Origin of the sequence: Achromobacter sp. Bel, assembly GCF_012928505.1 — a bacterium.
Lineage (GTDB): Bacteria > Pseudomonadota > Gammaproteobacteria > Burkholderiales > Burkholderiaceae_B > Achromobacter.
The window spans coordinates 17,939-43,769 of sequence record NZ_JABBJN010000019.1 but is presented as its reverse complement, the minus strand read 5'-3'; the positions used below and the strand labels follow the sequence as shown (position 1 = coordinate 43,769).

The 25,831-nt window shown below is 65.1% G+C and carries 25 protein-coding genes and 1 tRNA gene; 15 read left to right on the top strand and 11 right to left on the bottom strand.

What is annotated here, in order from left to right:
• Positions 1-15: 15 nt before the first annotated feature.
• The 3 genes from secB to HG262_RS13895 are packed head-to-tail and all read right to left on the bottom strand — an operon-like array spanning position 16 to position 1,330.
• The gene (secB, locus tag HG262_RS13905) at positions 16-561 is read right to left on the bottom strand and encodes a protein-export chaperone SecB (RefSeq protein ID WP_169271584.1); all 546 of its coding nucleotides are present in this window, start codon (positions 559-561) and stop codon (positions 16-18) included.
• 40 nt (positions 562-601) lie between these two features.
• Entirely contained in the window at positions 602-859 is a 258-nt protein-coding gene (gene grxC, locus HG262_RS13900; RefSeq protein ID WP_006224674.1) for a glutaredoxin 3, read from the bottom strand.
• 48 nt (positions 860-907) lie between these two features.
• The gene (locus HG262_RS13895) at positions 908-1,330 is read right to left on the bottom strand and encodes a rhodanese-like domain-containing protein (RefSeq protein ID WP_169271583.1); all 423 of its coding nucleotides are present in this window, start codon (positions 1,328-1,330) and stop codon (positions 908-910) included.
• Positions 1,331-1,514: 184 nt separating this feature from the next.
• Here HG262_RS13895 and gpmA point away from each other — a divergent pair, with 184 nt between their 5' ends.
• The 7 genes from gpmA to HG262_RS13860 all read left to right on the top strand — a co-directional run bounded on the left by gpmA (position 1,515) and on the right by HG262_RS13860 (position 9,700).
• Positions 1,515-2,267, top strand: a complete 753-nt coding sequence (gene gpmA / locus HG262_RS13890; protein ID WP_169271582.1) for a 2,3-diphosphoglycerate-dependent phosphoglycerate mutase — start codon at positions 1,515-1,517, stop codon at positions 2,265-2,267.
• Between the two features lie 7 nt (positions 2,268-2,274).
• Complete coding sequence (locus HG262_RS13885; protein WP_169271581.1) at positions 2,275-3,870, top strand: peptidoglycan DD-metalloendopeptidase family protein; 1,596 nt, start codon at positions 2,275-2,277, stop codon at positions 3,868-3,870.
• A gap of 84 nt (positions 3,871-3,954) precedes the next feature.
• Positions 3,955-5,400 carry a S41 family peptidase gene (locus tag HG262_RS13880; protein ID WP_169271580.1) on the top strand — a complete coding sequence of 482 codons (1,446 nt, stop codon included), beginning with the start codon at positions 3,955-3,957 and terminating at the stop codon, positions 5,398-5,400.
• Positions 5,397-6,152 (top strand): molybdopterin-synthase adenylyltransferase MoeB, encoded by a 756-nt coding sequence (gene moeB, locus HG262_RS13875; RefSeq protein WP_169271579.1) that lies wholly within the window; start codon positions 5,397-5,399, stop codon positions 6,150-6,152. Before HG262_RS13880 ends, moeB begins: the two co-directional genes overlap by 4 nt.
• A 139-nt stretch (positions 6,153-6,291) precedes the next feature.
• Positions 6,292-7,488 carry a GGDEF domain-containing protein gene (locus HG262_RS13870; protein WP_169271578.1) on the top strand — a complete coding sequence of 399 codons (1,197 nt, stop codon included), beginning with the start codon at positions 6,292-6,294 and terminating at the stop codon, positions 7,486-7,488.
• Positions 7,489-7,571: 83 nt separating this feature from the next.
• Positions 7,572-8,291 carry an FCD domain-containing protein gene (locus tag HG262_RS13865; protein WP_169271577.1) on the top strand — a complete coding sequence of 240 codons (720 nt, stop codon included), beginning with the start codon at positions 7,572-7,574 and terminating at the stop codon, positions 8,289-8,291.
• On the top strand, positions 8,288-9,700 hold the full coding sequence (locus HG262_RS13860) for an FAD-binding oxidoreductase (protein ID WP_169271576.1): 1,413 nt from the start codon (positions 8,288-8,290) through the stop codon (positions 9,698-9,700). The genes HG262_RS13865 and HG262_RS13860 overlap by 4 nt, the downstream gene beginning before the upstream one ends.
• A gap of 609 nt (positions 9,701-10,309) precedes the next feature.
• Here the strand turns inward: HG262_RS13860 and thiC are convergent.
• Positions 10,310-12,223: a phosphomethylpyrimidine synthase ThiC gene (thiC, locus tag HG262_RS13855; RefSeq protein WP_169271575.1), complete on the bottom strand. Its 1,914-nt coding sequence runs from the start codon at positions 12,221-12,223 to the stop codon at positions 10,310-10,312.
• Positions 12,224-12,552: 329 nt separating this feature from the next.
• On the opposite strand from thiC, the gene HG262_RS13850 reads away from it, so the two are divergent.
• Positions 12,553-13,110 carry a preprotein translocase subunit SecD gene (locus HG262_RS13850; protein ID WP_169271574.1) on the top strand — a complete coding sequence of 186 codons (558 nt, stop codon included), beginning with the start codon at positions 12,553-12,555 and terminating at the stop codon, positions 13,108-13,110.
• Between the two features lie 139 nt (positions 13,111-13,249).
• Here HG262_RS13850 and HG262_RS13845 read toward each other — a convergent pair whose 3' ends face one another.
• Complete coding sequence (locus tag HG262_RS13845; RefSeq protein ID WP_211187294.1) at positions 13,250-13,678, bottom strand: helix-turn-helix transcriptional regulator; 429 nt, start codon at positions 13,676-13,678, stop codon at positions 13,250-13,252.
• Between the two features lie 100 nt (positions 13,679-13,778).
• On the opposite strand from HG262_RS13845, the gene HG262_RS13840 reads away from it, so the two are divergent.
• A complete protein-coding gene (locus tag HG262_RS13840; RefSeq protein ID WP_169271572.1) occupies positions 13,779-14,462 on the top strand; it encodes a transcriptional regulator in 684 nt (227 codons plus the stop codon).
• A gap of 18 nt (positions 14,463-14,480) precedes the next feature.
• On the opposite strand, the gene proB is transcribed toward HG262_RS13840, so the two are convergent.
• From proB to HG262_RS13815, 5 genes are all read right to left on the bottom strand, one after another.
• Complete coding sequence (proB, locus tag HG262_RS13835) at positions 14,481-15,617, bottom strand: glutamate 5-kinase (RefSeq protein WP_169271571.1); 1,137 nt, start codon at positions 15,615-15,617, stop codon at positions 14,481-14,483.
• Between the two features lie 55 nt (positions 15,618-15,672).
• Positions 15,673-16,809, bottom strand: a complete 1,137-nt coding sequence (gene obgE / locus HG262_RS13830; protein ID WP_105558809.1) for a GTPase ObgE — start codon at positions 16,807-16,809, stop codon at positions 15,673-15,675.
• Between the two features lie 176 nt (positions 16,810-16,985).
• Positions 16,986-17,246, bottom strand: coding sequence for a 50S ribosomal protein L27 (rpmA, locus tag HG262_RS13825; RefSeq protein WP_105558808.1), 261 nt, complete (start codon positions 17,244-17,246; stop codon positions 16,986-16,988).
• Positions 17,247-17,280: 34 nt separating this feature from the next.
• Positions 17,281-17,592: a 50S ribosomal protein L21 gene (gene rplU, locus HG262_RS13820; protein WP_006216228.1), complete on the bottom strand. Its 312-nt coding sequence runs from the start codon at positions 17,590-17,592 to the stop codon at positions 17,281-17,283.
• A gap of 285 nt (positions 17,593-17,877) precedes the next feature.
• Positions 17,878-18,636 carry an IclR family transcriptional regulator gene (locus tag HG262_RS13815; protein ID WP_169271570.1) on the bottom strand — a complete coding sequence of 253 codons (759 nt, stop codon included), beginning with the start codon at positions 18,634-18,636 and terminating at the stop codon, positions 17,878-17,880.
• A 144-nt stretch (positions 18,637-18,780) separates the two neighbouring features.
• On the opposite strand from HG262_RS13815, the gene HG262_RS13810 reads away from it, so the two are divergent.
• The 3 genes from HG262_RS13810 (at position 18,781) to HG262_RS13800 (ending at position 21,356) form a co-directional block, all read left to right on the top strand.
• Positions 18,781-19,935, top strand: a complete 1,155-nt coding sequence (locus tag HG262_RS13810) for a fumarylacetoacetate hydrolase family protein (protein WP_169271569.1) — start codon at positions 18,781-18,783, stop codon at positions 19,933-19,935.
• A 160-nt stretch (positions 19,936-20,095) separates the two neighbouring features.
• Positions 20,096-21,061, top strand: coding sequence for an octaprenyl diphosphate synthase (gene ispB, locus HG262_RS13805; protein WP_169271568.1), 966 nt, complete (start codon positions 20,096-20,098; stop codon positions 21,059-21,061).
• A 218-nt stretch (positions 21,062-21,279) separates the two neighbouring features.
• Positions 21,280-21,356 (top strand) — tRNA-Pro (locus tag HG262_RS13800).
• 40 nt (positions 21,357-21,396) lie between these two features.
• On the opposite strand, the gene HG262_RS13795 is transcribed toward HG262_RS13800, so the two are convergent.
• Positions 21,397-22,878 carry a PLP-dependent aminotransferase family protein gene (locus tag HG262_RS13795; RefSeq protein WP_169271567.1) on the bottom strand — a complete coding sequence of 494 codons (1,482 nt, stop codon included), beginning with the start codon at positions 22,876-22,878 and terminating at the stop codon, positions 21,397-21,399.
• Between the two features lie 122 nt (positions 22,879-23,000).
• Here HG262_RS13795 and HG262_RS13790 point away from each other — a divergent pair, with 122 nt between their 5' ends.
• From HG262_RS13790 to HG262_RS13780, 3 genes are all read left to right on the top strand, one after another.
• The gene (locus HG262_RS13790) at positions 23,001-23,771 is read left to right on the top strand and encodes an arylamine N-acetyltransferase (protein WP_169271566.1); all 771 of its coding nucleotides are present in this window, start codon (positions 23,001-23,003) and stop codon (positions 23,769-23,771) included.
• Positions 23,772-23,900: 129 nt separating this feature from the next.
• Positions 23,901-24,416: a DUF1801 domain-containing protein gene (locus HG262_RS13785; protein ID WP_169271565.1), complete on the top strand. Its 516-nt coding sequence runs from the start codon at positions 23,901-23,903 to the stop codon at positions 24,414-24,416.
• A 337-nt stretch (positions 24,417-24,753) separates the two neighbouring features.
• On the top strand, positions 24,754-25,800 hold the full coding sequence (locus HG262_RS13780) for a hypothetical protein (protein WP_169271564.1): 1,047 nt from the start codon (positions 24,754-24,756) through the stop codon (positions 25,798-25,800).
• The last annotated feature ends 31 nt before the right edge of the window (positions 25,801-25,831 follow it).

Here is a 25,831-nt window from a genome sequence, read left to right as displayed (position 1 = left end):
CGGGGCGCGGCGAGCTTACTGGCGGGTGGCGCTGGGGGGCAGGATGATGCCCGAGTCGCTGCCGTTGCTGTTGCCATTGCCGTTAGCGGCGCCTTGCTGCTGCTGCAGTTCGGCCAGGCGCTGTTCGTACAGGGCCTGGAAGTTGACTTCGGTCAGGTGCAGCGGCGGCATCGAGGTGCGGGTGATCGCATCGGCGATGTTGGCGCGCAGGTACGGGTACAGCATCGTCGGGCAGACGATGCCCAGCAGCGGATCCAGCTGCTCTTCCGGGATGTTGGCGGCTTCGAAGATGCCGGCTTGCGTGCCTTCGACCAGGTACACGACCTTGTCGCTGATGCGGGTGGTGACGGTGACGGTGACCGTGGTTTCGAACACGGTTTCAGCCAGACGCTGGCCGCCCACGGTGATGCTCACTTCGACCTGGGGCGCTTCTTGCTCCAGGAAGACGTGGGGCGCGTTCGGCATTTCCAGCGAAAGGTCTTTCAGGTAGACGCGTTGCAGATTGAACGAGGGCGCGTCGTTGCCGCCTTCTTGCTGGGTGTTTTGGTCTTGATCAGCCATGAGTGTTTCCGTTGGTGGGAGGGGGCAAAAGTAAGGGCGATTAGCCGTTGAGCAAGGGGGCGAGGCCTCCCGAGCGGTCCAGGGCCATCAAGTCGTCGCAACCGCCGACATGGGTATCGCCGATGAAGATCTGCGGCACGGTGCGCCGGCCGGTACGTTCGATCATGACATCGCGCTGGGACGGATCCCGGTCGATCTGGATGATCTCCAGGTCGGCCACGCCGCGTTGCTCGAGCAGCGCCTTGGCGCGGGCGCAATAAGGGCAATAGTCCTTGCTGTACATGACGACTTTATTCATAGGCGCTCCTGCGATTCGGGTTTGAAAGAAGGGGACGGGCGCCCCGGTTCAACCCTTCTGGGTAACCGGCAGGCTGGCGGCCGACCATGCGCGCATGCCGCCATCGAGCGGCACCACGTCGGTGAAACCTTGCGCGCGCAGCTTGGCGGCGGCGCGGGCGGAATCGCGTCCATTGTCGCAAACCACGACCAGCGGCTTGTTCTTGGGCAGCGACGCGGCCTTTTGTTCGATGTCGGCTGCCGGCACGTTGCGAGCCTGGGCGATATGGCCGGCCTGGAACTGCTCGGCGGGACGCACGTCGACCCAGACGGCATTGCGCTGGTTGACCATCTGGATGGCCTCGCCGGTGCTGACGGCCGAGCCGCTGCGCCCCTTGCGGAGCGCGGGGATGGCCAGCATCACGCCGGAAATGACGGCGACGGCGACGATGAAGACGTTGTTTTTATCGAGCAAGAATTGCAGAAGATCCACGGGGCATCCTGAAGTACGGCGACAAGCCAGGTAGGGGCGAACCCTTGGCGTCGCCTCAGGGGCCGCGCCAGGGAAATGGGCGGGTGCGCCGGGGCAAAATCAAGGGCAAAATCACTCAATTATAAAATGAGCGCATTCTTTAACCATCCCCTAACTTTAACCCGCGCGGAAAGCGTGCCAAACCATGCATAAACTTGTTCTGATGCGCCACGGCGAAAGCCAGTGGAATCTGGAAAACCGCTTCACCGGCTGGACCGACGTCGACCTGACCGAAACCGGCCGCGAACAGGCCCGCAAGGCCGGAGAATTGCTGAAGAAAGAGGGTTACACCTTCGATCTGGCGTATTCGTCCGTGCTCAAGCGCGCCATCCGCACCCTGTGGATCGCGCTGGACGCCATGGACGCCATGTACACCCCGGTGGGTGTGAACTGGCGCCTGAACGAACGCCACTACGGCGCGCTGCAGGGCCTGAACAAGGCCGAAACCGCCGCCAAGTACGGCGACGAGCAGGTGCTGGTCTGGCGCCGCGCCTACGCCATCGCCCCGGAGCCGCTCTCGCTGGACGACGAGCGCCATCCGCGTTTCGACAGCCGCTACGCCAAGATCCCTGCCGACCAGCTGCCGGCTACCGAGTGCCTGAAGGACACCGTGGCCCGCGTGCTGCCGTTCTGGAACGAATCCATCGCCCCGGCCATCCGCGCCGGCCGCAAGGTGCTGGTCGCCGCCCACGGCAACAGCTTGCGCGCGCTGATCAAGCACCTGGACAATGTGTCGGACGACGACATCGTCAACCTGAATATTCCGACCGGCCAGCCGCTGGTCTACGAATTGGATGATGACCTGCGTCCCATCCGCCACTATTATCTGGGCGATGCCGCCGAGATCGAGGCGGCCATGGCTGCAGTCGCGGCCCAAGGCAAGGCTAAGAAGGACTGATATTTTTATGCGTCGCACGGCAGGGTGGTTGTTGGCGGTCATGTTGGCCGGTGGGGGGCTGTCGGCTCAGGCGGCGCCCAACGACCTTGCCGGACGCCAGTCCGACGCCGAACGTCAGCAGGCCGCCTTGCGCGACCGCATCGAGAACCTGCAAAAGGACATCGACGGCCGCGAGGCTGCCCGCAAGGAAGCGGCCGACGCGCTCAAACAGTCGGAATCCTCGATTTCCAAGATCAACCTGCGCTTGCGGGAGCTGGCCGATGCCAACCGCCAGGCGCAGGCTGACCTGACCGGCCTGGAAAAGCAGATCGGCGCGCAAGAGGCCGTGCTGGCAAAGCGCCGCGCCGAACTCGCCGAGCAGCTTCGCACCCAGTACACCAGCGGCGTGTCGCCCTGGACGGCCCTGCTGTCCGGCGACGATCCCCAGGTGCTGGGCCGCAACCTGGGCTACCTGGACTACGTGTCCCAGGCCCGCGCCAACGCCGTGCAGGCGTTGCGGGCCGATATCGAGCGCCTGGCCGCCTTGCAGACGCGCGCCGACGCGCGCCGTGGCGAGATTGAAAAAGTCGTGGCCGAAACGTCCGAGCAGAAGACCGCCCTGGTCGGCCAGCAGAAAGAGCGCGCCACGCTGCTGGCGCAGCTGGAAGGGCAGATCGCCGCCCAGCGCGCCGAAGCCAACAAGCTGGGGCGCGACGATCAGCGCCTGTCGCGCCTGATCACCGACCTGGACGCGGCGATCACCAAGCAGATCGAAGAGGCCCGCAAGGCCGAAGAGGCGCGCAAGAAGGCCGAGGAAGCCCGTCGGGTGGAAGAAGCCCGCCGCGCGGCCGAAGAAGCCAAAAAACGCGCCGAAGCGCAACGTCGCGCGGACGACGCCCGCAAGAAGGCGGAAGCGGACCGCAAGGTGGCGGCCGACGCCGCCGCCCGGCGCGACCGCGATAGCCGCGACGCGCAAGATGCGGCGCAGGCTCGCGAGCAGGTGGAAGCGGCGTCGCGCCAGAATCGCGTCCCGATCGCCGTGGCCGACCCGGACGCGGCCGGATTACGTCCGGCTGAACAACGCCATACCCGCCTGACGGATCCGGCCGATACGCCGGCCGCTTCGGCAAAACCCGCGGATCCCCCCAAAAAGGCGGAACCCGCCGAGGCCGAAACCACTCCAACCCGTAGCGCTTCGGCCCAGCAGACCGCCCGGGCGGTGCCGCTTGGCGGCGGCAGCGGTTTGAAGCATGGTCTGGCCATGCCGGTGCGCGGGCAGGTGCAGGGCCGTTTCGGGGTCGACCGCCCGGACGGCGGCGTCTGGCGTGGCGTGGTGCTGCGCGCGCCGGAAGGCACGCCCGTCAAAGTGGTGGCCCCCGGCACGGTCGTCTACGCCGAATGGCTGCGCGGTTTTGGCAACCTCATCATTGTGGATCATGGCCAGCAGTACCTGACGGTCTATGCTTACAACCAAAGTCTGCTCAAACGAGTGGGAGATTCGGTGACAGGTGGCGATACTATTGCTACGGTAGGGGCAACCGGCGGCCAAGTGGAATCCGGCCTATACTTTGAAATTCGCCATCGTGGCGCTCCTGTGGATCCGGCCCAGTGGCTGGCCCAGTAGGGGCATTGGCAAAATTGTCGTTGGTAAATAACCGTTGGTGAATTACCAAACCCCATCGGCGAAAACAAAATTCGGGAAGTGTGCATGGGCACTCGCAAGTTTCGCGGTTTCGGTCTGATAGCCATCGGTGCGGTGGCTGGTGTATTGCTTAGTGTTGGAGTGACAGCCGTCGCCCAGCGCGGCAGTCCCTTGCCCCTGGACGAGCTCAGGCAACTGACCAGCGTTTTCGCCGCCATCAAGAACAACTACGTCGAGGCGGTCGACGACAAGACCCTGATCGACAATGCCATCTCTGGCATGGTCTCCAACCTGGACCCGCATTCCGCCTATCTGGATGCCGACGCCTTCCGCGAAATGCAGACGGCCACGCAAGGCGAGTTCGGCGGCCTGGGCATCGAGGTTGGCGCTGAAGACGGCTTCGTGAAGGTGATCTCGCCGATCGAAGGCACGCCCGCCGCGCGCGCAGGTGTCATGGCCGGCGACCTGATCATCAAGATCGACGACACGCCCACCAAGGGCATGACGCTGAACGACGCGGTCAAGCTCATGCGTGGCGCGCCCAAGTCGCCGATCACGCTGACCATCATGCGCGCCGACCGTCCCCAGCCCATCGTGCTGAAGATCGTCCGCGACATCATCAAGGTGCGCAGCGTGCGCAGCAAGATGCTGGACAACGGCGTGGGCTACATCCGCGTGGCGCAGTTCCAGGAAAAGACCGGTTCGGACCTTGCCAAGGAACTGAAGGAACTGGGCGCGAAAGAACCGCTCAAGGGCCTCGTCCTGGATCTGCGCAACGACCCGGGCGGTTTGCTGACCAGCGCCATCGGCGTGTCCGGCGCCTTCCTGCCGGCCGACGCCCTGGTGGTGTCCACCGACGGCCGCACGCCCGACGCCCGCCACAAGTACCTGGCCACGCCGTCGGAATACGCCCGCGGCGAAAGCAACTACCTGGCCGGCCTGCCCGCCTGGACCAAGACCGTGCCGATGGTGGTGCTGGTGAACGTGGGTTCGGCCTCGGCTTCCGAGATCGTGGCCGGCGCGCTGCAAGACCACAAGCGCGCCAAGGTGCTGGGCAACCGCACCTTCGGCAAGGGCTCGGTGCAGGTCATCCTGCCGCTGTCCGAAAGCACCGCGGTCAAGCTGACCACGTCGCGCTACTTCACGCCCAACGGCCGTTCCATCCAGGCCACCGGCATCGAACCGGACTACGTCGTGGCCGATACGGCCGACGGCGACCTGTTCCGCCTGCCGCGCGAAGCCGACCTGCAACGCCACCTGTCCAACCCGGGCACGTCCAACGAAGTGAAGTCCAATTCGAATCAGGACAACGTCGATGTGCCGACCAAGGTTTTCGAATTCGGCGGCAAGGACGACTTCCAGCTGCAGCAGGCGCTGAACGTGCTGGCCGGCAAGCCGGTGCAGAAGGGTTCGGCCCGCGCGCAGGCCAAGGCTGACGCCAAGGCCGGCGGCGGCACGCCCACGCGCATGACGATCACGCCGACCGGAGTCGAGCCCAGCAAGGACAAATGAACGACGAGCAATTGCTGCGCTACGCCCGCCACATCCTGCTCGACGAGCTGGGAATCGAAGGGCAGGAAAAACTGCTGGCGGCGCGTGTGCTCATCGTTGGGGCGGGTGGACTCGGTTCACCCGCTGCGCTCTATCTGGCCACCGCCGGCGTGGGCGACATCACCTTGGCTGACGACGACGTGGTCGAACTCAGCAACCTGCAACGCCAGATCCTCCACACCACTGCAAGCGTCGGCCGCCCCAAGGCCGAATCCGGACGCGACATGCTGGCGGCGTTCAATCCCCAGGCGCAGGTCCATGCCCGCGTCGAACGCCTGAAAGACCAGTCGCTGTCCGACGCCGTCGCCGCTGCCGACCTGGTGCTGGACTGCACCGACAACTTCACCACGCGCCACGCCATCAACCGCGCCTGCGTGCAGCATCGCAAGCCGCTGGTGTCCGGCGCGGCGATCCGCTTTGACGGCCAGGTCAGCGTGTACGACCTGCGCGACGACAACGCGCCCTGCTACCACTGCCTGTTTCCGGAAGCGGACGACGTCGAGGAAGCCAACTGCGCCACGATGGGCGTGTTCGCCCCGGTCGTGGGCATCATCGGCAGCATGCAGGCGGCCGAAGCGCTGAAGCTGCTGTCCGGCGTGGGCGAGAGCCTGTCCGGCCGCTTGCTGTGGCTGGACGTTCGCACCATGCAATGGCGCAGCGTCAACGTCCAGCGCGACCCGGAGTGCGCGGTCTGCGGCCATCGCGGGCACTGAGGCCGCCGTCTCGCGCCACTCGGGATTTCCGCTCGCGCCGTGCCCTTATTGCCCTTGGGGACAATATTAAAGGCTTGAAATACCTGCTATAACGCCAGCCAGCCTACTCAATTCAGGTAATGGCGATGGACGTGACGGCGTGGATACAGGACTGAAGTTCAGCTTGCCCAAGTGGCGCCTGACGCGGTGGTTGACGCACGCCGGGCAAGACACGCCTGCGGATATTCGCGCGGCGCTGATCGCCAGCCTGTTTGGCACGCTGCCCATCTTTGCCGGCGGCGTCATCAATACCCTGATGATTTCCGGCGTGGTCACGTGGCGCCGGCCCGAACCGCTGTATATCTCGTGGCTGGCGCTGGAGCTGGTGCTGGCCATCGTCCGGGTCACCATCCTGCGCGCCGCCTTGCGCGCCGCGCCCAAGGGCGGTAACACCCATACCGACGTCTACATCCTGCTGGCACTGCTGTGGGCCTTCAGCGTCGGCTATGGCGTGTTCATCACCTTCCTGAACGGGGATTGGCTGGCCGCCACCTTGGCCGGGGTGTCCTGCGGCGCGATGGCAGGCGGCATCTGCTTTCGCAACTACGGCGCGCCCCGGCTGGTCGGCGCGATGATCTTTCTGAGCCTGGGGCCGATGTGCCTGGGCGCGCTGTTCACCGGCGAGTACGTCACCGCCATCGTCTTCATCCAGATCCCGTTCTACCTGGTCAGCATGAGCATCGCCTCGCATCGGCTGAACCGCATCCTGGTGTCGACCATGTTGGCCGAGCGCGACAGCGAACGTCGAGCCAGCCAGGACGCGTTGACGGGCCTGGCCAACCGCACCGGGTTGCAGGCGGCGTTGGAGCAGGTCTGCGCCAGCGCGCGGGGACACGACAGCCATGCCGCGCTGCTGTACATGGACATGGACGATTTCAAGCGGATCAACGACACCTACGGCCATGCCGCGGGCGATCAGGTCTTGACCACCGTTGCCCAACGCATGCGGGCCATGCTGCGGGTGGACGACGTGGCCGCCCGGATCGGGGGTGACGAATTCATCGTGCTGGTGACGGGCATCGACGCCACGGCTGCGCTGCGGCTGGGTGAACACTTGCTGCGCGACGCCTCCCAGGCTATCTCTCTGGCGGATGGCACGCGGGTCAGCGTGGGGCTTTCGATCGGCATTTCGATCATTTCGGGCGCCAATCGCAGCCCGCAGGCCGCGCTGGATTCGGCGGACGCCGCGTTGTACCGGGCCAAGGCGCGCGGCGGGCGCTGCTGCGAGATTGTCGGGGGCGGGGATGCTGACGCCTCGGTGCCGGCCGGCTCCAGCGGAGAACCCGCCCCGGCTTGAGGGGGGACGGGCGTCTGGGATTTTAGGGATAACCGCATTAAAAGTTATCAGATAACCTGAAAAGTCAGCCTATAATCCCTGCCATGCTGACCAAGACCCTGACCTTGACCGAACAGGTCGCCCGCCAGATCGCCGCGGACATTACCGATGGCGTGCATCCTGTCGGCGCCAAACTGCCGTCCGGCCGTATCCTGGCCGGGCAATACGGCGTCAGCGCCGCCGTGATCCGCGAGGCGACGGAACGCCTGCGCGCCCAAGGCATGATCCAGAGCCGGCAGGGCTCGGGTAGCACGGTGGTGTCGCGCACGGGTGCCCAGGGGTTCCAGGTATCCAGCGGCATCGGCGTGGACCGCGCCCAGTTGGCCAACGTCTATGAATTGCGGATGGAACTGGAAGGGGGCGCGGCCGCGTTAGCAGCCCTGCGGCGCACCCCCGCCGATCTGGCCGCCATGGCCGAGGCGCTGGCAGCCCTGGAGGCCCATCTTGAACATCCCGAACAAGGGGTGGAGCACGACGTGGCGCTTCACCTGGCGATTGCCGCGGCGACGCACAACAGCACCTATCAGGGCCTGTTGCAGTACCTGAACCTGCAACTGCGGCTGGCGGTGCGCACCGCGCGGTCCAATAGCCGCTTGCAGGAGGGGCTGACCGCGACCGTGCATCAGGAACACGTCGCCGTGTTCGAGGCCATTCTCGCCGGCAATCCCGAACAGGCCCGCCAAGCGGCGGTCTTCCATTTGCAGCAGGCGGCCCGCCGCCTGCAACTCGATCCCCTCTTTTCCCCGGCAACGCAGACACCATGAGCGCCTCCGACTTCACGCAACGCTTGACCCAGGCCCTGGGCCCAGACACCGTCTATACCGCCGACGCGGACATCGCCCCCTGGCTGTCCGACTGGCGCGGCCTGTACAACGGCCATGCCCAGGCCGTCGTGCGTCCGCGCACCACCGCCGACGTCGCCGCTTGCCTGGCCTTGTGCCAGCAAGAGGGCGTGCCGGTGGTGCCGCGCGGCGGCAATACCGGCCTGTGCGGCGGCGCGACGCCGGACGGCGGCGCAAAGAACGTGGTGCTTAGCCTGGACCGCATGAACGCCGTGCGTTCCATCGATACCGTGGCCAATACGATGGTGGCCGAAGCCGGCGCCATCCTGGGCAACTTGCGCCGCGCGGCGCAGGACGCGGGACGGCTGCTGCCGTTGAGCCTGGCGGCGGAAGACTCCAGCCAGATCGGCGGCAACGTCGCCACCAATGCCGGCGGCGTGAACGTGGTGCGCTACGGCATGGCGCGCGAACTGGTGCTGGGCCTGGAGGCCGTGTTGCCCACGGGCGAGATCTTCAACGGCCTGCGCACGCTGCGCAAAGACAATACGGGCTACGACCTGAAGCAGTTGTTGATCGGCTCCGAAGGCACGCTGGGCGTGATCACGGCGGTGGCGCTGCGCCTGTTCCCGCGTACCGATGTGCGTTCGGTGGTGTTGACCGCGGTCGAGTCGCCGGCGCAGGCGCTGCAGTTGTTCGAGATCCTGTTCGAGCAGTGCGGCGCGCGCCTGCAGGCGTTCGAGTATTTCTCGGGCGATTGCCTGGATCTGGTGCTGACGCACGCCGAAGGCGTGCAGGAACCCTTCGACCAGCGCTACCCGGCGTATGTGCTGGTGGAGTTGGCGGACACGGCGGACGAGGCGGGGCTGACGACGCTGCTGGAAAGCGTGATCGGCACGGCGCTGGAACGCGGCCTGTGCCTGGACGCGGCGGTGTCGGCGTCGTTGGCGCAACTGCAGACGTTGTGGAAGCTGCGCGAGGAAATCTCGGAAGCGCAACGCGCCGACGGCCCGCACTTGAAGCACGACGTGTCGCTGCCGATCGAGCGCATCCCGGAATTCATGGTGTCGGCAGAAGCGCGCGTGCGCGCGCTGTATCCGGATATCCGCCCGTTCATCTTCGGCCACTTCGGCGACGGCAACCTGCACTACAACCTGTCGCGCCCGGCAGGCGCCGACCGCGATTGGGTGGCGGTGAATGGCGCGGCGATCACGGATGCGGTGCTGGATGAAGTGAATCGCTATGGCGGCAGCATTTCCGCGGAACACGGGATCGGGCAGCTGAAGCGGGAACATTTCCTGCATAGCAAGGATGCCGTGGAGTTACGGTTGATGCGGGAGATCAAGAAAGTGATGGATCCGGCGGGGATCATGAATCCGGGGAAGTTGCTGTAGGCGGGTGTAGGTTGCGGCTTGGGGTGCGCGTTGCCGTGGCTTCGTGGGACGCTCGTCGTCGGGGTCGGGTGGGTGGCGCGCGGCACATAGCGGTTTGCGTAGCCAGACCTGCGCGCGCGCCACCCGTCTAATAGGGAGACTGTCGATGCGATCCGGCGCGGTCGTTCTGCCTACTAGCTGATCGTGACTCGTAGCATGGCTGGAGCATGATCCGCATCCTTGCACCCACACGCGAAGCGAAAATCGCTACGACGCAAGACGCTGCGTAAGCGCCCGAAGGCCGCCCGCGCGGCCGGCCGGGCGCGGGCACCGCAATATCCTCCACCACTCCCCGCCGTGGAGAAGAACCTTAAGCACGCCGACCTCCCCAGCCGCCGTGAGATTGCGGCTAGCGGAGTCCGGCGGGTTGGGGGCCTGGGGTGCGAGGGGCGTCGATAAGCCCGAGGGAATCCGAAGGCAGCCGCCGGGAGGCGGCAACGAGGATGACGCAGGGGCAGTCCGGAGCGAAGGCTCCGGACCGCAATCGTTGCCCCTCGCACCCCAGGCCGCCAACGCGACGGACGTCTAAAGAACCCGACCCCCGCCGCTCGCCATCACAAACAAAAAACCCTACTGCCGGTGATAAACCTCAGCCCCCTTCTTCACGAACTCCACTGACTTCTCCTGCATTCCCTTCTGCAAGGCATCCTTCTCGCTGACGCCTTGCGCCGCCGCGTAATCCCGCACGTCTTGCGTGATCTTCATGCTGCAGAAATGCGGACCGCACATCGAGCAGAAGTGCGCCACTTTCATGGAATCCTTCGGCAGCGTCTCGTCGTGGAATTCCTTGGCGGTGTCCGGGTCCAGGCCCAGGTTGAACTGGTCGTCCCAGCGGAACTCGAAGCGCGCCTTTGACAGTGCGTTGTCGCGGATCGCGGCGCCCGGGTGGCCCTTGGCCAGGTCGGCGGCGTGAGCGGCGATCTTGTACGTGATGATGCCGTCCTTCACGTCCTTCTTGTTCGGCAGGCCCAAGTGCTCTTTCGGCGTCACATAACAGAGCATCGCCGTGCCGTACCAGCCGATCAGCGCGGCGCCGATGCCGGAAGTGATGTGGTCGTAGCCGGGGGCGATGTCGGTGGTCAGGGGGCCCAGCGTGTAGAACGGCGCCTCGTGGCAGTGTTCCAGCTGCAGTTCCATGTTTTCCTTGATCATCTGCATCGGCACGTGTCCGGGGCCTTCGATCATCACCTGGACATCGTGCTTCCAGGCCACTTGCGTCAGCTCGCCCAGCGTCTTCAATTCGGCGAACTGGGCTTCGTCGTTGGCGTCGTAGCCCGAGCCGGGACGCAGGCCGTCGCCCAGCGAGAAGCTGACGTCATAGGCCTTCATGATGTCGCAGATCTCTTCGAAGCGCTCGTACAGGAAGCTCTCCTTATGGTGCGCCAGGCACCACTTGGCCATGATCGAACCGCCGCGCGAGACAATGCCGGTCATGCGGTCGGCCGTCATCGGAATGAACGGCAGTCGCACGCCGGCGTGGATCGTGAAGTAGTCCACGCCTTGCTCGGCCTGCTCGATCAGCGTGTCGCGGAAGATCTCCCAGGTCAGGTCCTCGGCCTTGCCGTCGACCTTCTCCAACGCCTGGTAGATCGGCACCGTGCCGATCGGCACCGGCGAATTGCGGATGATCCATTCGCGCGTTTCGTGGATGTGCTTGCCCGTGGACAGATCCATGACCGTGTCGCCGCCCCAGCGGATCGCCCAGGTCATCTTCTCGACTTCCTCGCCGATGCCGGAGCTGACGGCGGAGTTGCCGATGTTGGCGTTGATCTTCACCAGGAAGTTGCGGCCGATGGCCATCGGCTCGACTTCGGGGTGGTTGATGTTGGCGGGGATGATGGCGCGGCCGCGCGCGATCTCGTCGCGCACGAACTCCGGCGTGATCGCGGCGGGGATGGCCGCACCGAACGATTGGCCCGGGTGCTGGCGCAGCAGGCGCTTGACCATCTTTTCGCCGTCGGGGCCGCTGTCGCGCAGTGTTTGCAGATAGTGTTCGCGGCGCAGGCTTTCGCGGATCGCCACGTATTCCATTTCCGGCGTGACGATGCCGCGGCGCGCGTAATGCATCTGCGACACGTTGGCGCCGGACTTGGCGCGGCGGGGCGGGCGCTGCAGGTCGAAGCGCATGGCCGTCAACTTGGGATCGGTCAGGCGTTCGCGGCCGTAATCGCTGGTGGGGCCCGACAGCACTTCCGTATCGCCGCGTTCTTCGATCCAGCCGCGGCGCAGTTCGGGCAGGCCGCGGCGGATGTCGATCTTGGCGTCGGGGTCGGTGTAGGGGCCGCTGCAGTCATAGACGGTCAGCGGCGGGTTCTTTTCCCCGCCGAACATGGTCGGCGTGTCGTCCTGCTCGATCTCGCGAAACGGGACGCGGATGTCGGGGCGCGAGCCCGTTTCATACACGCGGCGCGATTTGGGCAGCGGTGCGACGGCCGCCGCGTCGACTTCGGCGGTGGCGGCCAGGAATTTGGGATTGGCGTTCATGGAAAGCTCCAAGCGAGTTGTTGGAGCCGATCGGGAATGGACTTCCGCCAGGCGTGCGGGGACGCGTGGCGGAAATACGGCTCCCAGCATCGGCATTATCCGTACTGGTACGAAGGGACTCTCTCAACACGTCCTGCCGGAAAGGCGGGACGAGTACCCCTGCGCGAAAGCGAAGTATAGAGCCAACTGCGAAGAGGGCTGGTATTACAGCTTTACATTTGGATTCAGTCTGGGGCGACAGTGTCATTCAGGTTCTGTACACTTTTTCAATGAAACGCCCGGCGGGCAGTCGTCTCGCCGGGACCAGCCCACTTAAGAAGGAATCGAGCATGCAACTGACCCTACGCAAATTGGCGCCCGCCCTGGTTGTTGTGACATTGGCGCTGGCTGGTTGCAAGACCGCCCCGACGAAGTCGTCCGGTGCCGCGGCCACGCCCGAAGCCGGCCAGCAGGCCACGCAGCCGGCCGCCGCCTCGTCGGTCGACTTCTATCTGGCGCAGCAGCAGCCCGCGCCAGGCCTGCGCGAAATTGCGCTGCCCGACGGCAAGCTCTACATGCAGACCACGCCCGTGCTGACGCGCGCCGACCTGACCGACGCCGCCGCGCTGGTGGATCGCCAGGGCCAGAATTTCGTGGGCCTGCGCTTCTCTGAAGCCGGCGCCCGCAAATTGACCGAGGTGAGCACGAAGAACGTTGGCAACCGCCTTGCGCTGGTGATCGACCAGGAACTGGTCGCAGCCCCCAGCATCGCCGAACCGCTGAACCGCGGCGTATTGGCGTTTGGCGTGGCCTCGGCCCAAGCCGCGTCTGAAATCGCCGCCAAGATCCGTGGCGATGCCGCGCCGGCCCCGGCCGCAGGTGGCACGGCGCCCGCGCCCAAGCCCTGATCTTCCGGCGGGGCGGGATTGCCCGCCTGACCGCCTGTTTGTTCCCGCAGACGAGGAAAATCCGCATCGGACGATGCGGATTTTTTTTGCCCGAAAAGGGCGCATGCAAACAGGGGAGGCGCGTTGTGGCCGGGCGGGATCAGCCGATCTTGCGGCCGCGTGGCTTGACGGTGCGGCGGGCTTGCGCCGTTTCAATGAAGGTCAACGTCAGTGCTTCGAGCATCGCCCGGTCTTCGGACGACAGGCCGTCGAACTGCGAGGGCGCGATATTCGGATAAGGCCAGGGCGCCTGGGGCCGGCGCCGTTTGGGCAGGCGCGGCATCGTTTCGGCAACGCCCGCGGGCGGCAGCGTGTCGGACAGGTCGTAGCCTTCCATGGGCAGTTCCATGGGGCCCTTGCCGGTTTCGAGCCATTCCGGTTCGATCTTCAGGATCTGCGCAAGCTTGCGCACGGACCGGCTGGAGTGGCGCAGCCCGCTTTCGTAACTGGCGATTGCACTTTGCGAGATCCGCGCCAGACGAGCGAGCGTCTTCTGCGTGTGGCCACGCAGAAGACGGGTTTGCTTCAATCGGTCTGAAAATGTCTTCACGCGTCGATTGAAGCTTGCTCATGGTTTACTTTGGTGGCTATAAGCATTACTTAAGTGATAATTTCGGAGGTGCGAACGCATGCGGGAACGGGGCAATGTGTTCGTCGTGCAACTTGACGAAATGACGAGCAATAATTTTGTCGCTGCCTTGCGTGAATTCCAATGGCAAGTCAGCGCGTGCGAGTCGCCGACCGAACTCCTGGGCCGCCTGCGCACGCAGAATGTCGATGCGATGGTTCTGCGGGGCCAGGGAAAGCAGGTGCCGGAGTTGATCGCTGCGCTGCGCCGCGCGGCCCCGGATGCGGTGGTGGTGTGGCAGGCACCCGCGGCGTCGCCGCGCGAACGCGTCGATGCGCTGGAGGCGGGCGTGGACGCCTACAGTTCGGTGCGCATGGAAGCGATGGAATGGGATGCGTTGTTGCGCAATGCGCGCAGGCGGCTGCTGCCGCCCGCGACCGACGGGCCCGCGTGGCGCGTGCAGGGTGGCGAACGCGTGCTGTCGGGGCCTGGCGGCGAACGGTTGCCGCTGACCGTGACCGAGCGGGCTTTTTTTCTCCGCCTGCTGAATGCGCCCGGTCAGTGCCTGCGCCGCGAACGGTTTTTCCCCAGCAATCCGCAAGAGGGGGCGCGCAGCGTGGATGTCCTGGTGTCGCGGCTGCGCAGCAAGGCGCGCCGTTTTGATATTGATCTACCTGTGCTGGCCGTGCGCGGGTGGGGCTACATTCTTCTGCAGCACTACCCGGTCACGGAGCAGCAAGATTAGGGCCCGGAGAAGTCCGCCCTACAGCACGACCAGATTGTCCCGATGCATGAGCTCGGGGTCGGTCATGCTGCCCAGGATGCGGGCGATCTGGGACGACGGCTGGCGCAGGATGCGCCGCGTATCCACCGACGAATAATTGATCAGGCCGCGGGCGCATTCGCGGCCCTGGCTGTCCACGCAGGCCACGACGTCGCCCCGGCCGAATTCACCTTCCACTTCCGTGACGCCGATGGGCAGCAGGCTCTTGCCTTCGCGCAGCAGCGCCTGCACGGCGCCGTCGTCCAGTACGACGCGACCGCGCAGCCGCAAGTGGTCGGCCAGCCATTGCTTGCGGGCGGACCACACGGGCAGCACCGCGCGCAATTCGCTGCCGATGCATTCGCCCTGGGCCAGGCGCGTCAACACATTGCGTTCGTGGCCCGAGGCGATGACCGTGTGCGCGCCGCTGTGCGCCGCGCGCTTGGCTGCCAGCACCTTGGTCAGCATGCCGCCGGTGCCGATGCCGCTGCCGGCGCCGCCGGCCATGGCTTCCAGCGCCGGATCGCCCGCTTGCGCGTGCGACATGAACTTGGCTTCCGGGTTCTTGCGGGGGTCGGAATCGTACAGGCCGCGCTGATCGGTCAGGATGATCAGCGTGTCGGCCTCGATCAGGTTGGTGACGAGCGCGCCGAGCGTGTCGTTGTCGCCCAGCCGGATCTCGTCGGTGACGACCGTGTCGTTTTCGTTCACGATCGGCACGACGCCCAGGCGCAGCAGCGCGAACAGCGTGCTGCGGGCGTTCAGGTAGCGGTGGCGGTCGGCCAGGTCTTCGTGCGTCAGCAGGATCTGTGCGGTGCGCAGGCCGTATTCGGCGAACGCGGCTTCATAGGCCTGGCACAGGCCCATTTGGCCTACGGCCGCCGCCGCCTGCAGTTCGTGCATGACGGACGGGCGCTTGCGCCAGCCCAGGCGGGCCATGCCTTCGGCGATGGCGCCGCTGGAGACCAGCACGATCTGCTTGCCCTGCTTGTGCAGGGCAGCGATCTGCGTGGCCCAGTGCGCCACGGCGGCGCGGTCCAGGCCGCGGCCTTCGTTGGTGACCAGCGACGAGCCGACTTTGGCGACAAGGCGCTGGGCGTGGGTGACGACGGAAACGACGGGTGTTTCAGCAGACATGATGGGCGCCGGCTGCGGCGAGGAAAGACGTAATCGTAAGGACTGCGATTATGGCTTATTCGTCGGCGGCGCGCGGCGCGGCGGGCTTGTCGGCATCCGTGCGCGTGTCGTCGAAGCGCGGGTCCGGCGCCACATAGGTGCCGTCGGCCTGGTCGCGCGACACGTATTCCTTTTCGCGCTCGGCGTCCAGGTAGTCTTGCAGCGCGTAGAGCAAGTCCTGCGTGCCTTCACCCGTCAGGCCGGAAATGGCGAACACGGGGCCCTTCCAGTCGTAGAGCTCCAGGAAGCGGCGCTTGGTGTCTTCGGGGTCCGGCACCATGTCCAGCTTGTTCAGGACGAGCCAGCGCGGCTTTTCGGCCAGTTCCGGGTCGTAGCGGCGCAGTTCTTCAACAATGGCGCGCGCGTCGACGACGGCTTGCTCGACGGGGTCGGCGTCCGGATCCGGCGTGGACACGTCGACCAGGTGCAGCAGCACGCGGGTGCGCGCCAGGTGGCGCAGGAACAGGTGGCCCAGGCCGGCGCCTTCGGACGCGCCTTCGATCAGACCGGGGATATCGGCCACGACGAAGCTGCGCGACGGCGAGGTGCGCACGACGCCCAGGTTGGGGTGCAGCGTGGTGAACGGGTAGTCCGCGATCTTCGGCTTCGCATTCGAGATGCGGGTGATCAGCGTGGACTTGCCGGCGTTCGGCAGGCCCAGGAGGCCCACGTCGGCCAGCACTTTCAGTTCCATGCGCAGGTAGCGGTGTTCGCCTTCCTTGCCCGGCGTCCACTGGCGGGGGGCGCGGTTCAAACTGGACTTGAAATGGATGTTGCCCATGCCGCCCTGGCCGCCGGCGGCCAGCACGACCTTCTGCTCGTGCGTGTCCAGGTCGAACAGGACTTCGCCGGTTTCGGCGTCGTGGATGACCGTGCCCACCGGCACGCGCAAGGTGATGTCCGGGGCGGCTGCGCCGTATTGGTCCGAGCCGCGGCCGTTCTCGCCCCCCTTGGCGCGGTGCAGGCGCGCGTAGCGGAAGTCGATCAGCGTATTGATGTTGCGGTCGGCGACCGCATAGATGGTGCCGCCGCGTCCGCCGTCGCCGCCGTCCGGGCCGCCTTTGGGGATGAACTTTTCGCGGCGAAAGCTCGCCACGCCATTGCCGCCTTTGCCGGCGACCACTTCAATGGTGGCTTCGTCTACGAATTTCATGGTGTCTGCGCGTGTAGTGGGTAATAGGGCTGCCGCCCGTCATGCGGGCGCCGCCAGGGGGCAAGGAAGAGCTTACTACTCGTCCGATCTAAAACAAAAAAGCCCTGCCGCGTGCGACAGGGCTTTTGCCGTTCGAGAACGCGGCAAGCCGCGTTGCTCTGACCGTGCTTGTCCGATTACTCGGCAGCGATGATCGAAACGGTCTGCTTGTTCAATGCGCCCTTGAAGCCGAATTGAACCTTGCCGTCGATCAGCGCGAACAGGGTGTGGTCCTTGCCCATGCCGACGTTCACGCCAGCGTGGAAGCGCGTACCGCGCTGACGCACGATGATCGAACCAGCGGGAATCAGTTCACCGCCGAAAGTCTTGACGCCCAGACGCTTTGATTCTGAGTCGCGTCCGTTTCGCGTAGAGCCGCCGCCCTTTTTCTGTGCCATGTTTAGCTCCTGCTAAGTGGTACCGAGTCGCTTCTTAAGCCGTGATGGCTTCGATGCGGATTTCGGTGTAGTTCTGACGGTGGCCCTGACGCTTCTGATAGTGCTTGCGACGGCGCATCTTGAAGATCTTGACCTTGTCGTGGCGGCCTTGCGCAAGAACCGTTGCCTTGACCACAGCGCCGGAGACGAGGGGCGTACCAACTTTCAGTTGGTCGCCTTCGCCCACGGACAGCACTTGGTCCAGGGTGATTTCTTGCCCAATGTCTGCCGGTATCTGTTCTATCTTGAGTTTTTCGCCAGCGGCAACGCGATACTGCTTGCCACCGGTTTTTACGACCGCGTACATGGGGTGTTCCTTAAATAGGTAAATGGGTCTATCCGCGCGACCCGCCCTGCTGGGTGGGATTGCCGCCCTGGAAAGACTGCCTTCATGTCTTGATGCCACAACCTGGCAAGAAGGAAAGCCGCCCTGTGCTTTCAGGCACCGTAGTGCTTGGAAAGTACCCAGAGGGTTTACGCGAACAACCGACGTAATTCGGGCATTGCTGACCGAATCCAGGATATTAGCCCGGGACTTTTTAAAAGTCAAAAAGCCGTTGCAGGCTAAGGGCTTAGGTGTGGCGCCCAGGCTTCAAAGTGGGGGAATCACCCGCAGCGCGATGTCGCGCGCCACCTGGCGGATGCCTGCTATCACGCTGCGCCGGTGGGCGTCGTCGAGCCTGTCGGTGGGAATCGACGTGCTGACCGCCACCCGCTTGCCCAGCGGCGTCACGCCGACATAGGCGGCATAGCAGACCAGGCCCGTCGCCAATTCCTCGCGGTCTTGACCCAGCCCCGTCTGGCGCACCTGGTCCAGCTCGCGGTAGAGCGCGTCGTGGGTGGCCAGTGTGCGGCCGGTGACGCGCGGCAGTGCCGCCGGCACGTGGGCGGCCAGCTCAATCGGGGTCAGGCTGGCCAGCAGCGATTTGCCCAGCGCGCACGCGTGCGCCGGCAGCCGCATGCCCGGTTCCGACACCAGCCGCACGGGGCGGCGAGCGTCTTCGCGGGCCAGGTAGACCACGTCGAATCCCTCCAGCACCGCCAACTGCACGACCTCGTTGCAGCGGGCGACAAACTCGTCGGCAGCCGCTTGGAAGGCGGCTATCAGGCCATCGTGGCGCAGATAGGCGGCGCCCAGCGTCATCAATTCGATGCCGACGATATAGCCGCCGTCCTTGCGTTCGATCCAGCGGCGCTGCTCCAGGCAGTCCAGCAGCAGGTAAAGCGTGCTTTTGGCCAGTTGGCAGGCCTGGGCCAGTTCCGCGGCTTTGACCGGCGTGCGGCGGCCGGCCAGCACCCGCAGGATGTCGTGTGTGCGCCGGATGGCGGGAACGTCGTAGTCGGTGGCCATGGATGCTTAATTTCCAACCTATTGGAATCAAAATCAGAATGTTGGACATGATAAGGCCATTCCCCTAGACTCGTCCTCCATCAATGGAAGGCCGGGTCGCAGGCAACGCGCGGCGACGCGGCAGGCATAACGCGAGGAGACAATATGAACCAGCAAGACACGCTGCCGTCCGATCTGTCAGAAGCCCTGCTTGTGGGGCGGGTGTGGCGTCCGGCGCCCGTGAATGGCCCCAGCGTCGTGGTGGTGCGCAACGGTGAAGTCGTCGACATCACCGCCGTCGCGCCCACCGTGGCCGACCTGTTGGACCGCGCCGACCGCGTCGCGGTCGCGCGAAACGCGGCCGGGGAATCGCTGGGCGACGTGCGGGCGTTGATGGCGGCCACGTTGCAAGGCGGTGGCGGGCCGCACTTATTGGCGCCGTGCGACCTGCAACCCGTCAAGGCGGCCGGCGTCACGTTCGCCATCAGCCTGCTGGAGCGCATGATCGAAGAAGAGGCCGGCGGCGACGCCAGCCGCGCCGACGAGATCCGCGTGCGGATGCAGGCGCTGATCGGCTCGGACCTGTCGCGCTTGCGCCCCGGTTCCGCCCAGGCCGCCAAGCTGAAGGCCGAGCTTACCGAGCGCGGGCAATGGTCGCAGTACCTGGAAGTGGGCATCGGCCCCGACGCCGAGATTTTCTCCAAGGCCCCGGCGATGGCGTCGGTGGGCTTTGGCGCGCCGATCGGCGTGCTGCCCGAATCCGAGTGGAACAATCCGGAACCCGAAATCGTGCTGGCGGTGGACAGCCGGGGCGAGGTCGTGGGCGCCACCTTGGGCAACGACGTCAACCTGCGCGACATCGAAGGCCGCAGCGCGCTGCTGCTGACCAAGGCCAAGGACAATAACGGATCGTGCGCCATCGGCCCCTTCATCCGCCTGTTCGACGGCGGCTTCGATATGGACAGCGTCCGCCAGGCCGACGTGTCGCTGCGCATCGATGGCGCGGATGGCTTTGCGTTGAGCGGCGTGAGCCACATGCGGGAAATCAGCCGCGACCCGCTGGACCTGGTGCGCCAGGCCTGCGGCGCGCACCACCAGTATCCGGACGGCTTCATGCTGTTCCTGGGCACGATGTTCTCGCCCAGCCAGGACCGCAAGGGGCCGGGCACGGGGTTCACCCACAAGCTGGGCGACCGCGTGGTGATTGCGTCCGAGCGCATCGGCGCATTGGTCAACGAGGTGCAGCTAAGCACCCAGATCGCGCCGTGGACCTTCGGGGTGCGCGCGCTGTACGCCAATCTGGCCGGGCGCGGCCTGTAACAGGATCGGGGAGGGCGCGGGGCAGGCGCGCACGCGGGGTGGACGCGCCTGCCGGCCCCCCCGTAACACCCCGTATAATCGCTGGTCGAATCCCCCGCCGCACCTGGCGGGCCCAGCGGTAAGAGCCCCCACGCGGCTCGTTTCACTTGTCGGATACGTCTTGAACCTCCCCGCGCTTATTGCCCCCATTGCTGACGATATGAAGGCTGTCGACGCGGTCATCCGCGATCGGCTGAATTCCGATGTGGTGCTGATCCGCACGATCGGCGACTACATCATTGGGGCGGGCGGCAAGCGCATGCGCCCGGCCATGGTGCTGATGGTGGCGCGCGCCCTGGGATACGAAGGAACGCATCACCAGTTGCTGGCCGCCGTCGTGGAATTCATCCACACGGCCACTTTGCTGCATGACGACGTGGTGGACGAGTCCGACCTGCGCCGCGGCCGCGACACCGCCAACGCCGTGTTCGGCAACGCCGCCAGCGTGCTGGTGGGCGATTACCTGTATTCCCGCTCGTTCGAGATGATGGTCGAGGCCGACTCGATGCGCATCATGAGCATCCTGTCCCAAGCCACCACGGTGATCGCCGAAGGCGAGGTGCTGCAGCTCTTGAACGTACACGATCCGGACGTCTCGCAAGAGCGCTACCTGCAAGTGGTGCGCTACAAGACCGCCAAGCTGTTCGAAGCCGCCGCCCAAGTCGGCGCCGTGCTGGCGGGCGCGACGCCCGAGCAGGAAGCCGCCGCGGCTGCCTACGGCCGCCATGTCGGCACGGCCTTCCAACTGGTCGACGACGTGCTGGACTACAGCGGCGACGCCGCGGCCCTGGGCAAGAACGTGGGCGACGACCTGCGCGAAGGCAAGCCGACGCTGCCGCTGATCCGCGTGATGGAAGTGGGCACGCCTGAACAGCAACAACTGATCCGCGACGCCATCAAGACGGGCGACGCCGACTTCGCCGCCGTGGCCGCCGCTATCCAGGCTACCGACGCGCTGGAACACGCCCGCCAGGCCGCCGTGGCCGAGGCCGATCGGGCCCGCGAAGCCCTGTCCGCCTACCCCGTTTCCCCTTTCCTTAATTCTCTGCTAGAATTCTGCGCTTTCGCGGTGAATAGAGATCGCTAGCGCGGAAACCTGATTCGGGGAATTGAAAAGCAAGATTGAAAAGCAAGGTTGAAAAACCCGATTTTCAAAAAAACTGAATTTAGGTTCTAATAGCGGTCGCTGTTGATAGTGAAAAATTGATAGTGAAAAAGCAGCAAGATGTTTGGTTGCACTGAGCGTAGCCGAGCAAGCAGGTAGGCAGAAATGCCTGGATAGTAAGTAGTAAGACTATTAAGACTCGGGGCGTAGCTCAGCCTGGTAGAGTACTGCGTTCGGGACGCAGGAGTCGGAGGTTCGAATCCTCTCGCCCCGACCACTTGATGTGGTCGAATTTTTGAAAGTGTTTCCCGACACTTTTAGCTGAAAGCCGGTATCGCGCGAGCGGGCCGGCTTTTTTGCGTGTTGGCTGCGGCGGCACCCAAGGCCCGCAGGCCATCGGCCATCGCGGTGCTCCAGGGCCGGGCGATGTTCAACCGCAAGCAGTGGCCGAATTTTCCCGATGCGGAGAAAAGCGTGCCTGGTGTGTAGGCGATGCCGTGCTGTACCGCCGTGCGCAAGAGCGTCAACGTATCCGTCTGGTCGGGGAGTTCCAGCCACAGCCACCATCCGCCGTCGGGCCCCCGCACGCGCGTGCCTGCCGGGAAGTGCTGGCGCACGCAGTCCCTGGCCAGCGGCACGACCGACGCCAAGCGCGCGCGTAGCTTGCGCAGATGCGCGGGCAGCTTGCCGGATTTCATGTAGTCGGCAAGCACTTGCTGTTCCAGCAACGGCGCGGCTAAAGAACTGCTGATCTTCAGCGATTCCAGTTGGCGATGCCGCTGGCCGCCCAGCACCCAGCCCAGGCGGAACGCGGGCGCGATGCTCTTGCTGCACGAGCCGCAGTAAATCACCCGGCCATCGCGGTCCCAGGCCTTTACGGCGGGTGGACGGTCGGTCTTGTGTCCCAAGTCGCCGAAGACATCGTCTTCAATCAGGGTAAGGTCATGGCGCCGCACGATCTTCAAGAGGCGCTGCTTGGCGGCCTCCGGCATGCAATCGCCCAGCGGGTTCTGGAACGACGGCATGGCCACTACCGCCCGCACGCCGCCATGATGTTCCAACGCGTATTCCAGTGCCTCCAGGCTCATTCCCTGGCCCGGCACGCAGGGTACTTCCAGCGCGCGCAACCCCAGGTTCTCGATGGTTTGCAGCAGCCCGAAGTACACCGGGGACTCCACGGCAATGGTGTCGCCCGGCTTGGCCACGGACCGCAACGCGATCTGCATGGCCTCGGTGGCTCCATTGGTGATCAACACGTCTTCGGGCTCGGCGTCGATGCCGCAGGTCGCCAGGTGGGCGATCAGTTCGGCCTTGAATGCCGGCAGCCCGGTGCCGGAGGGATAGGCGCCCAGGGCCAGTGGATCCTGCCGCAACTGCCGCTGCGCGATCCGCGCCAGGGCATCGCAGGGATACCATTGCGGCGCGGCGCTGGCCAGGTGCAGTGCCAAGGGCAGTGGTTGCGCCGTCAGCGCATACAACTGCGTCATGCGGTGCTGCAGAGACGCCAACTGGTCAAATTCCAGGCGAGTCGGGGCGGGGGCCGCGGCGGCCGCTGCGGGCGTGCTGCGGCGGGCCGGGTGCAAGGCCTTCCAATCCGCCACATACATGCCCGATTTGTAGCGCGCTTGCGCATAGCCCTCGCGTTCCAATTGCCGGTAGCAGCGGGTGGCGGTGGAAACGCTGACGCCATGCGTGACGGCCAAGGCGCGGACGGAAGGCAGGCGTTCGCCCACCGGGTATTCCGAGGCACGAATGGCGGCTTTCAGCCGCGAAGCGAGTAGCGCATAACTGTGCTGCATGACAGATAGAAGAAAACACGATCTGTACAGCTTAACCGAGGGCCGGCCTGTCGCCGTCCAGGCGCACTGTTGCGGGCACTATCCAGTTTCCCCTATCAGCCCGAAACCGGAAGGCGCATTCCATGCACGCAGATAATTTCAACCTGGCCCGCTACCTTGAACGCATCGGCCACGACGGCGGCACCCGCCCCGACATCGCCACGGTGGCCGCGCTGATGCGCCGCCAGTTGTTCACGGTGCCCTTCGAGAACCTGGACGTTCAGGCGGGACGCGTCGTATCGCTGGTGCCTGAAGCCATTGTGGAGAAAATCGTCGAGCGCCGCCGTGGCGGTTATTGCTATGAGGTAAACGGCCTGTTCGCCATGGCGCTCGAGGCGCTGGGCATTGCCTACCGCTTTGTGGCAGCCCGCCCGATGTTCTACCCCGTCAAGCGACCCAAGACCCATATGGCGCTAGTGGTCCGCGTAAGCGGCGCCGACTGGCTGTGCGATCTGGGTTTTGGCAGCTATGGGATACGCGCGCCAATGAACCTGGCGGAACTGGAGGCCGAAGTGCATCAGGATATGGACGCCTTCATGCTGAGCCGGCCGGCGGGCGAGGAATTCGTCCTGAAGGCGCGCTCCGGCGGGCAATGGCTGAATCAGTACGCGTTTGACCTGTCGCCGCAGGACTGGATCGACTTCGTGCCGGCGAACTACCTGAACTCGACCCACCCGGACGCGATCTTCGTGCAGAAGCGCGTGGTGGTGCTGCACGACGAATCGGGCCGCAGCATCCTGGTGGGCAATGCGCTGAAGGTGGTTCGGGACAACGAGGTGGTGGAAACCGCACTGGATGATGCGAGCGCGGTCTCAGAACTGGAACGACGCTTCGGACTGCGTCCGGGTATTTGAATTGCCCAAACGGGGTCCGCTTGTGGGCGCGTGGCGCAGCGCCGGGGGGGAGGAGGCTCGCGGCCAAGGGGGCTTGGCGGCCGGGGGGACTCGGTTTACTGTCGAGCTTCCCCTTAACGGAGCCATTCCATGGCCGGAAAGACGTCCGCCAGCAAGACCGCTGCCCGCGAGAATGCCGTTACCACCAAGCCGAAAACGGCCGTGAAGCCGTCCGCCGCGAAGCCGGACGATAGCGCTGACGGCAAACCCGTCCTGCTGTCTGGCGGCAATCCGCAAATCCCCAAAGGCGAAGGCGAGGGTCCCGTGCAAGCCTATATCGCGGCGATGCCCGGCTGGAAGCAGGAGCTGGGCCGCCGGGTCGACGCGCTGATCGTCCAGGCGGTTCCCAACGTGCACAAAGCCGTGAAATGGAATTCGCCGTTCTATGGTTTGAAAGGCGAGGGCTGGTTCTTGAGCCTGCATTGCTTCACCAAGTACGTCAAAGTCGCCTTTTTCCGCGGGCAGTCGTTGCAGCCCATGCCGCCGGGGGCGTCCAAGAGCCAGGACACCCGCTATCTGGATATTCGCGAGGACGATGTGCTGGACGAGGCGCAATTCAGCGATTGGGTCAGGCAGGCCAGTCGATTGCCGGGTGAACGGATGTGAGGGGAAAAGCAGGAGCGGTGCGGGTGCGCGGTGGGCCCTCCGTGGACCGATATCGCCGGGGCGTGCGAAACACTCGCAACAATAAATTACGCCCCTCGCGATGGGTTGTCAGCGCTCGCATGGCGTCTTCCGTGCCCCCTGGCATGGTCGCAGCCCGCGCCACGGCTTGATCCCAGCCAGGCATCCCTTCGCGCAGGCGAGTGGGGCATGCCAAGCGGTGCGCGTCATGGCCGGCCGGGCCATGTTTCAGTCCGCCACCCGATGGTTGCAGCCTCCTTTCAAGTCAGTAGGATGCGCGATCACGTATCCGATTCCGCCCCATTCAAGGACCGATCCCATGACGCTGGCCCAACCGCGAGTCGCCCTTTCCGCCCTGACGCTTGCCCTGGCTTTATCGGGATGCGTGACCGTGCCGGATTCACACGGCGAAGGCACCATGGACGACCCGCGATATGCCCAGCTGCTGGACTTGATCGACAAGGCGCTGAAGGCGGACATGGCGGTGGTGCTGGTGGCCGACGTGATGCCGCATGCCACGCTGAACGATGCGGAGTCCATGATGAAATGGACCGGCAATGTGATCTTTACGCATGAAAAAATGCAGAACATCACCTTTGGCCGCAAGTTCCAGAACAATGCGCTGCAACGCGACAAGGACGCCACCTATTTGTTCAAGGCGTTTGAAGTGCATATCTTGCCGCCGGGCAAATACCTGCTGACGGGCGGCGACGATTACAAGCTGAATGCCTTGCTGGACCAGGTGGGCGCGCGCAGCGGTCCGGCAGGCTCGGGGCGGGGCGCCAATGGCACCGTGTATCTGTCGCCGGAGCTCTATCGCGAGTACTACAAAGAGACCAACTGGCACGAAGGCACCACCGGCACCCAGTTGAAGACGCGCACGGTCTGCACGGCGGTGCATCGGGGGACGGGGGCCTGCGTCAGCTGGGGCGAAGAGCAGTACACCGAGACCACGCAGGGTTCCCGCGCCGGCTATTACGAGCAGACGGATTCGCGGGACATTCCCGCGATCAAGGTGCAGTCGCGCCTTGCGCCGAACCGGGCGCTGGCCAGCTTTACGCTCAGGGGCGGCCAGTTCGTGCTGAGTCAACGCGTGCACATGAAGACGCCCAGCTACCAGTACAAGCAGTCGGGTTGCCGCGCGGTCGATCCGAAGAAGATCGAGTGCCCGCTTGAGGACTTCACCGTCTACACGCGCCCGGCGCCGATGGAGTTCACCCAGAAGCTCATCGCGCAGCGCGATTTGACCGATGCGCATCGGCAACTGCTGTCCACCTTGCAACCCATGCAGATCACGCCGTTGGGCAAAGAGGGCATGGAGGATCCGATCTGGGGCGTGCCGCTGTCGATCGGCCGCGGGAAGTAAGCAGTCGACCGTCCACACCCTCTAGAGAACT

Bases quoted from the DNA above. Each gene is read 5' to 3' on its own strand.
- secB (WP_169271584.1), bottom strand. From the start codon at position 561: ATGGCTGATCAAGACCAAAACACCCAGCAAGAAGGCGGCAACGACGCG.
- grxC (WP_006224674.1), bottom strand. From the start codon at position 859: ATGAATAAAGTCGTCATGTACAGCAAGGACTATTGCCCTTATTGCGCC.
- gpmA (WP_169271582.1), top strand. From the start codon at position 1,515: ATGCATAAACTTGTTCTGATGCGCCACGGCGAAAGCCAGTGGAATCTG.
- HG262_RS13885 (WP_169271581.1), top strand. From the start codon at position 2,275: ATGCGTCGCACGGCAGGGTGGTTGTTGGCGGTCATGTTGGCCGGTGGG.
- HG262_RS13880 (WP_169271580.1), top strand. From the start codon at position 3,955: ATGGGCACTCGCAAGTTTCGCGGTTTCGGTCTGATAGCCATCGGTGCG.
- moeB (WP_169271579.1), top strand. From the start codon at position 5,397: ATGAACGACGAGCAATTGCTGCGCTACGCCCGCCACATCCTGCTCGAC.
- HG262_RS13865 (WP_169271577.1), top strand. From the start codon at position 7,572: ATGCTGACCAAGACCCTGACCTTGACCGAACAGGTCGCCCGCCAGATC.
- HG262_RS13860 (WP_169271576.1), top strand. From the start codon at position 8,288: ATGAGCGCCTCCGACTTCACGCAACGCTTGACCCAGGCCCTGGGCCCA.
- thiC (WP_169271575.1), bottom strand. From the start codon at position 12,223: ATGAACGCCAATCCCAAATTCCTGGCCGCCACCGCCGAAGTCGACGCG.
- HG262_RS13850 (WP_169271574.1), top strand. From the start codon at position 12,553: ATGCAACTGACCCTACGCAAATTGGCGCCCGCCCTGGTTGTTGTGACA.
- HG262_RS13840 (WP_169271572.1), top strand. From the start codon at position 13,779: ATGCGGGAACGGGGCAATGTGTTCGTCGTGCAACTTGACGAAATGACG.
- proB (WP_169271571.1), bottom strand. From the start codon at position 15,617: ATGTCTGCTGAAACACCCGTCGTTTCCGTCGTCACCCACGCCCAGCGC.
- obgE (WP_105558809.1), bottom strand. From the start codon at position 16,809: ATGAAATTCGTAGACGAAGCCACCATTGAAGTGGTCGCCGGCAAAGGC.
- rpmA (WP_105558808.1), bottom strand. From the start codon at position 17,246: ATGGCACAGAAAAAGGGCGGCGGCTCTACGCGAAACGGACGCGACTCA.
- rplU (WP_006216228.1), bottom strand. From the start codon at position 17,592: ATGTACGCGGTCGTAAAAACCGGTGGCAAGCAGTATCGCGTTGCCGCT.
- HG262_RS13815 (WP_169271570.1), bottom strand. From the start codon at position 18,636: ATGGCCACCGACTACGACGTTCCCGCCATCCGGCGCACACACGACATC.
- HG262_RS13810 (WP_169271569.1), top strand. From the start codon at position 18,781: ATGAACCAGCAAGACACGCTGCCGTCCGATCTGTCAGAAGCCCTGCTT.
- HG262_RS13795 (WP_169271567.1), bottom strand. From the start codon at position 22,878: ATGCAGCACAGTTATGCGCTACTCGCTTCGCGGCTGAAAGCCGCCATT.
- HG262_RS13790 (WP_169271566.1), top strand. From the start codon at position 23,001: ATGCACGCAGATAATTTCAACCTGGCCCGCTACCTTGAACGCATCGGC.
- HG262_RS13785 (WP_169271565.1), top strand. From the start codon at position 23,901: ATGGCCGGAAAGACGTCCGCCAGCAAGACCGCTGCCCGCGAGAATGCC.
- HG262_RS13780 (WP_169271564.1), top strand. From the start codon at position 24,754: ATGACGCTGGCCCAACCGCGAGTCGCCCTTTCCGCCCTGACGCTTGCC.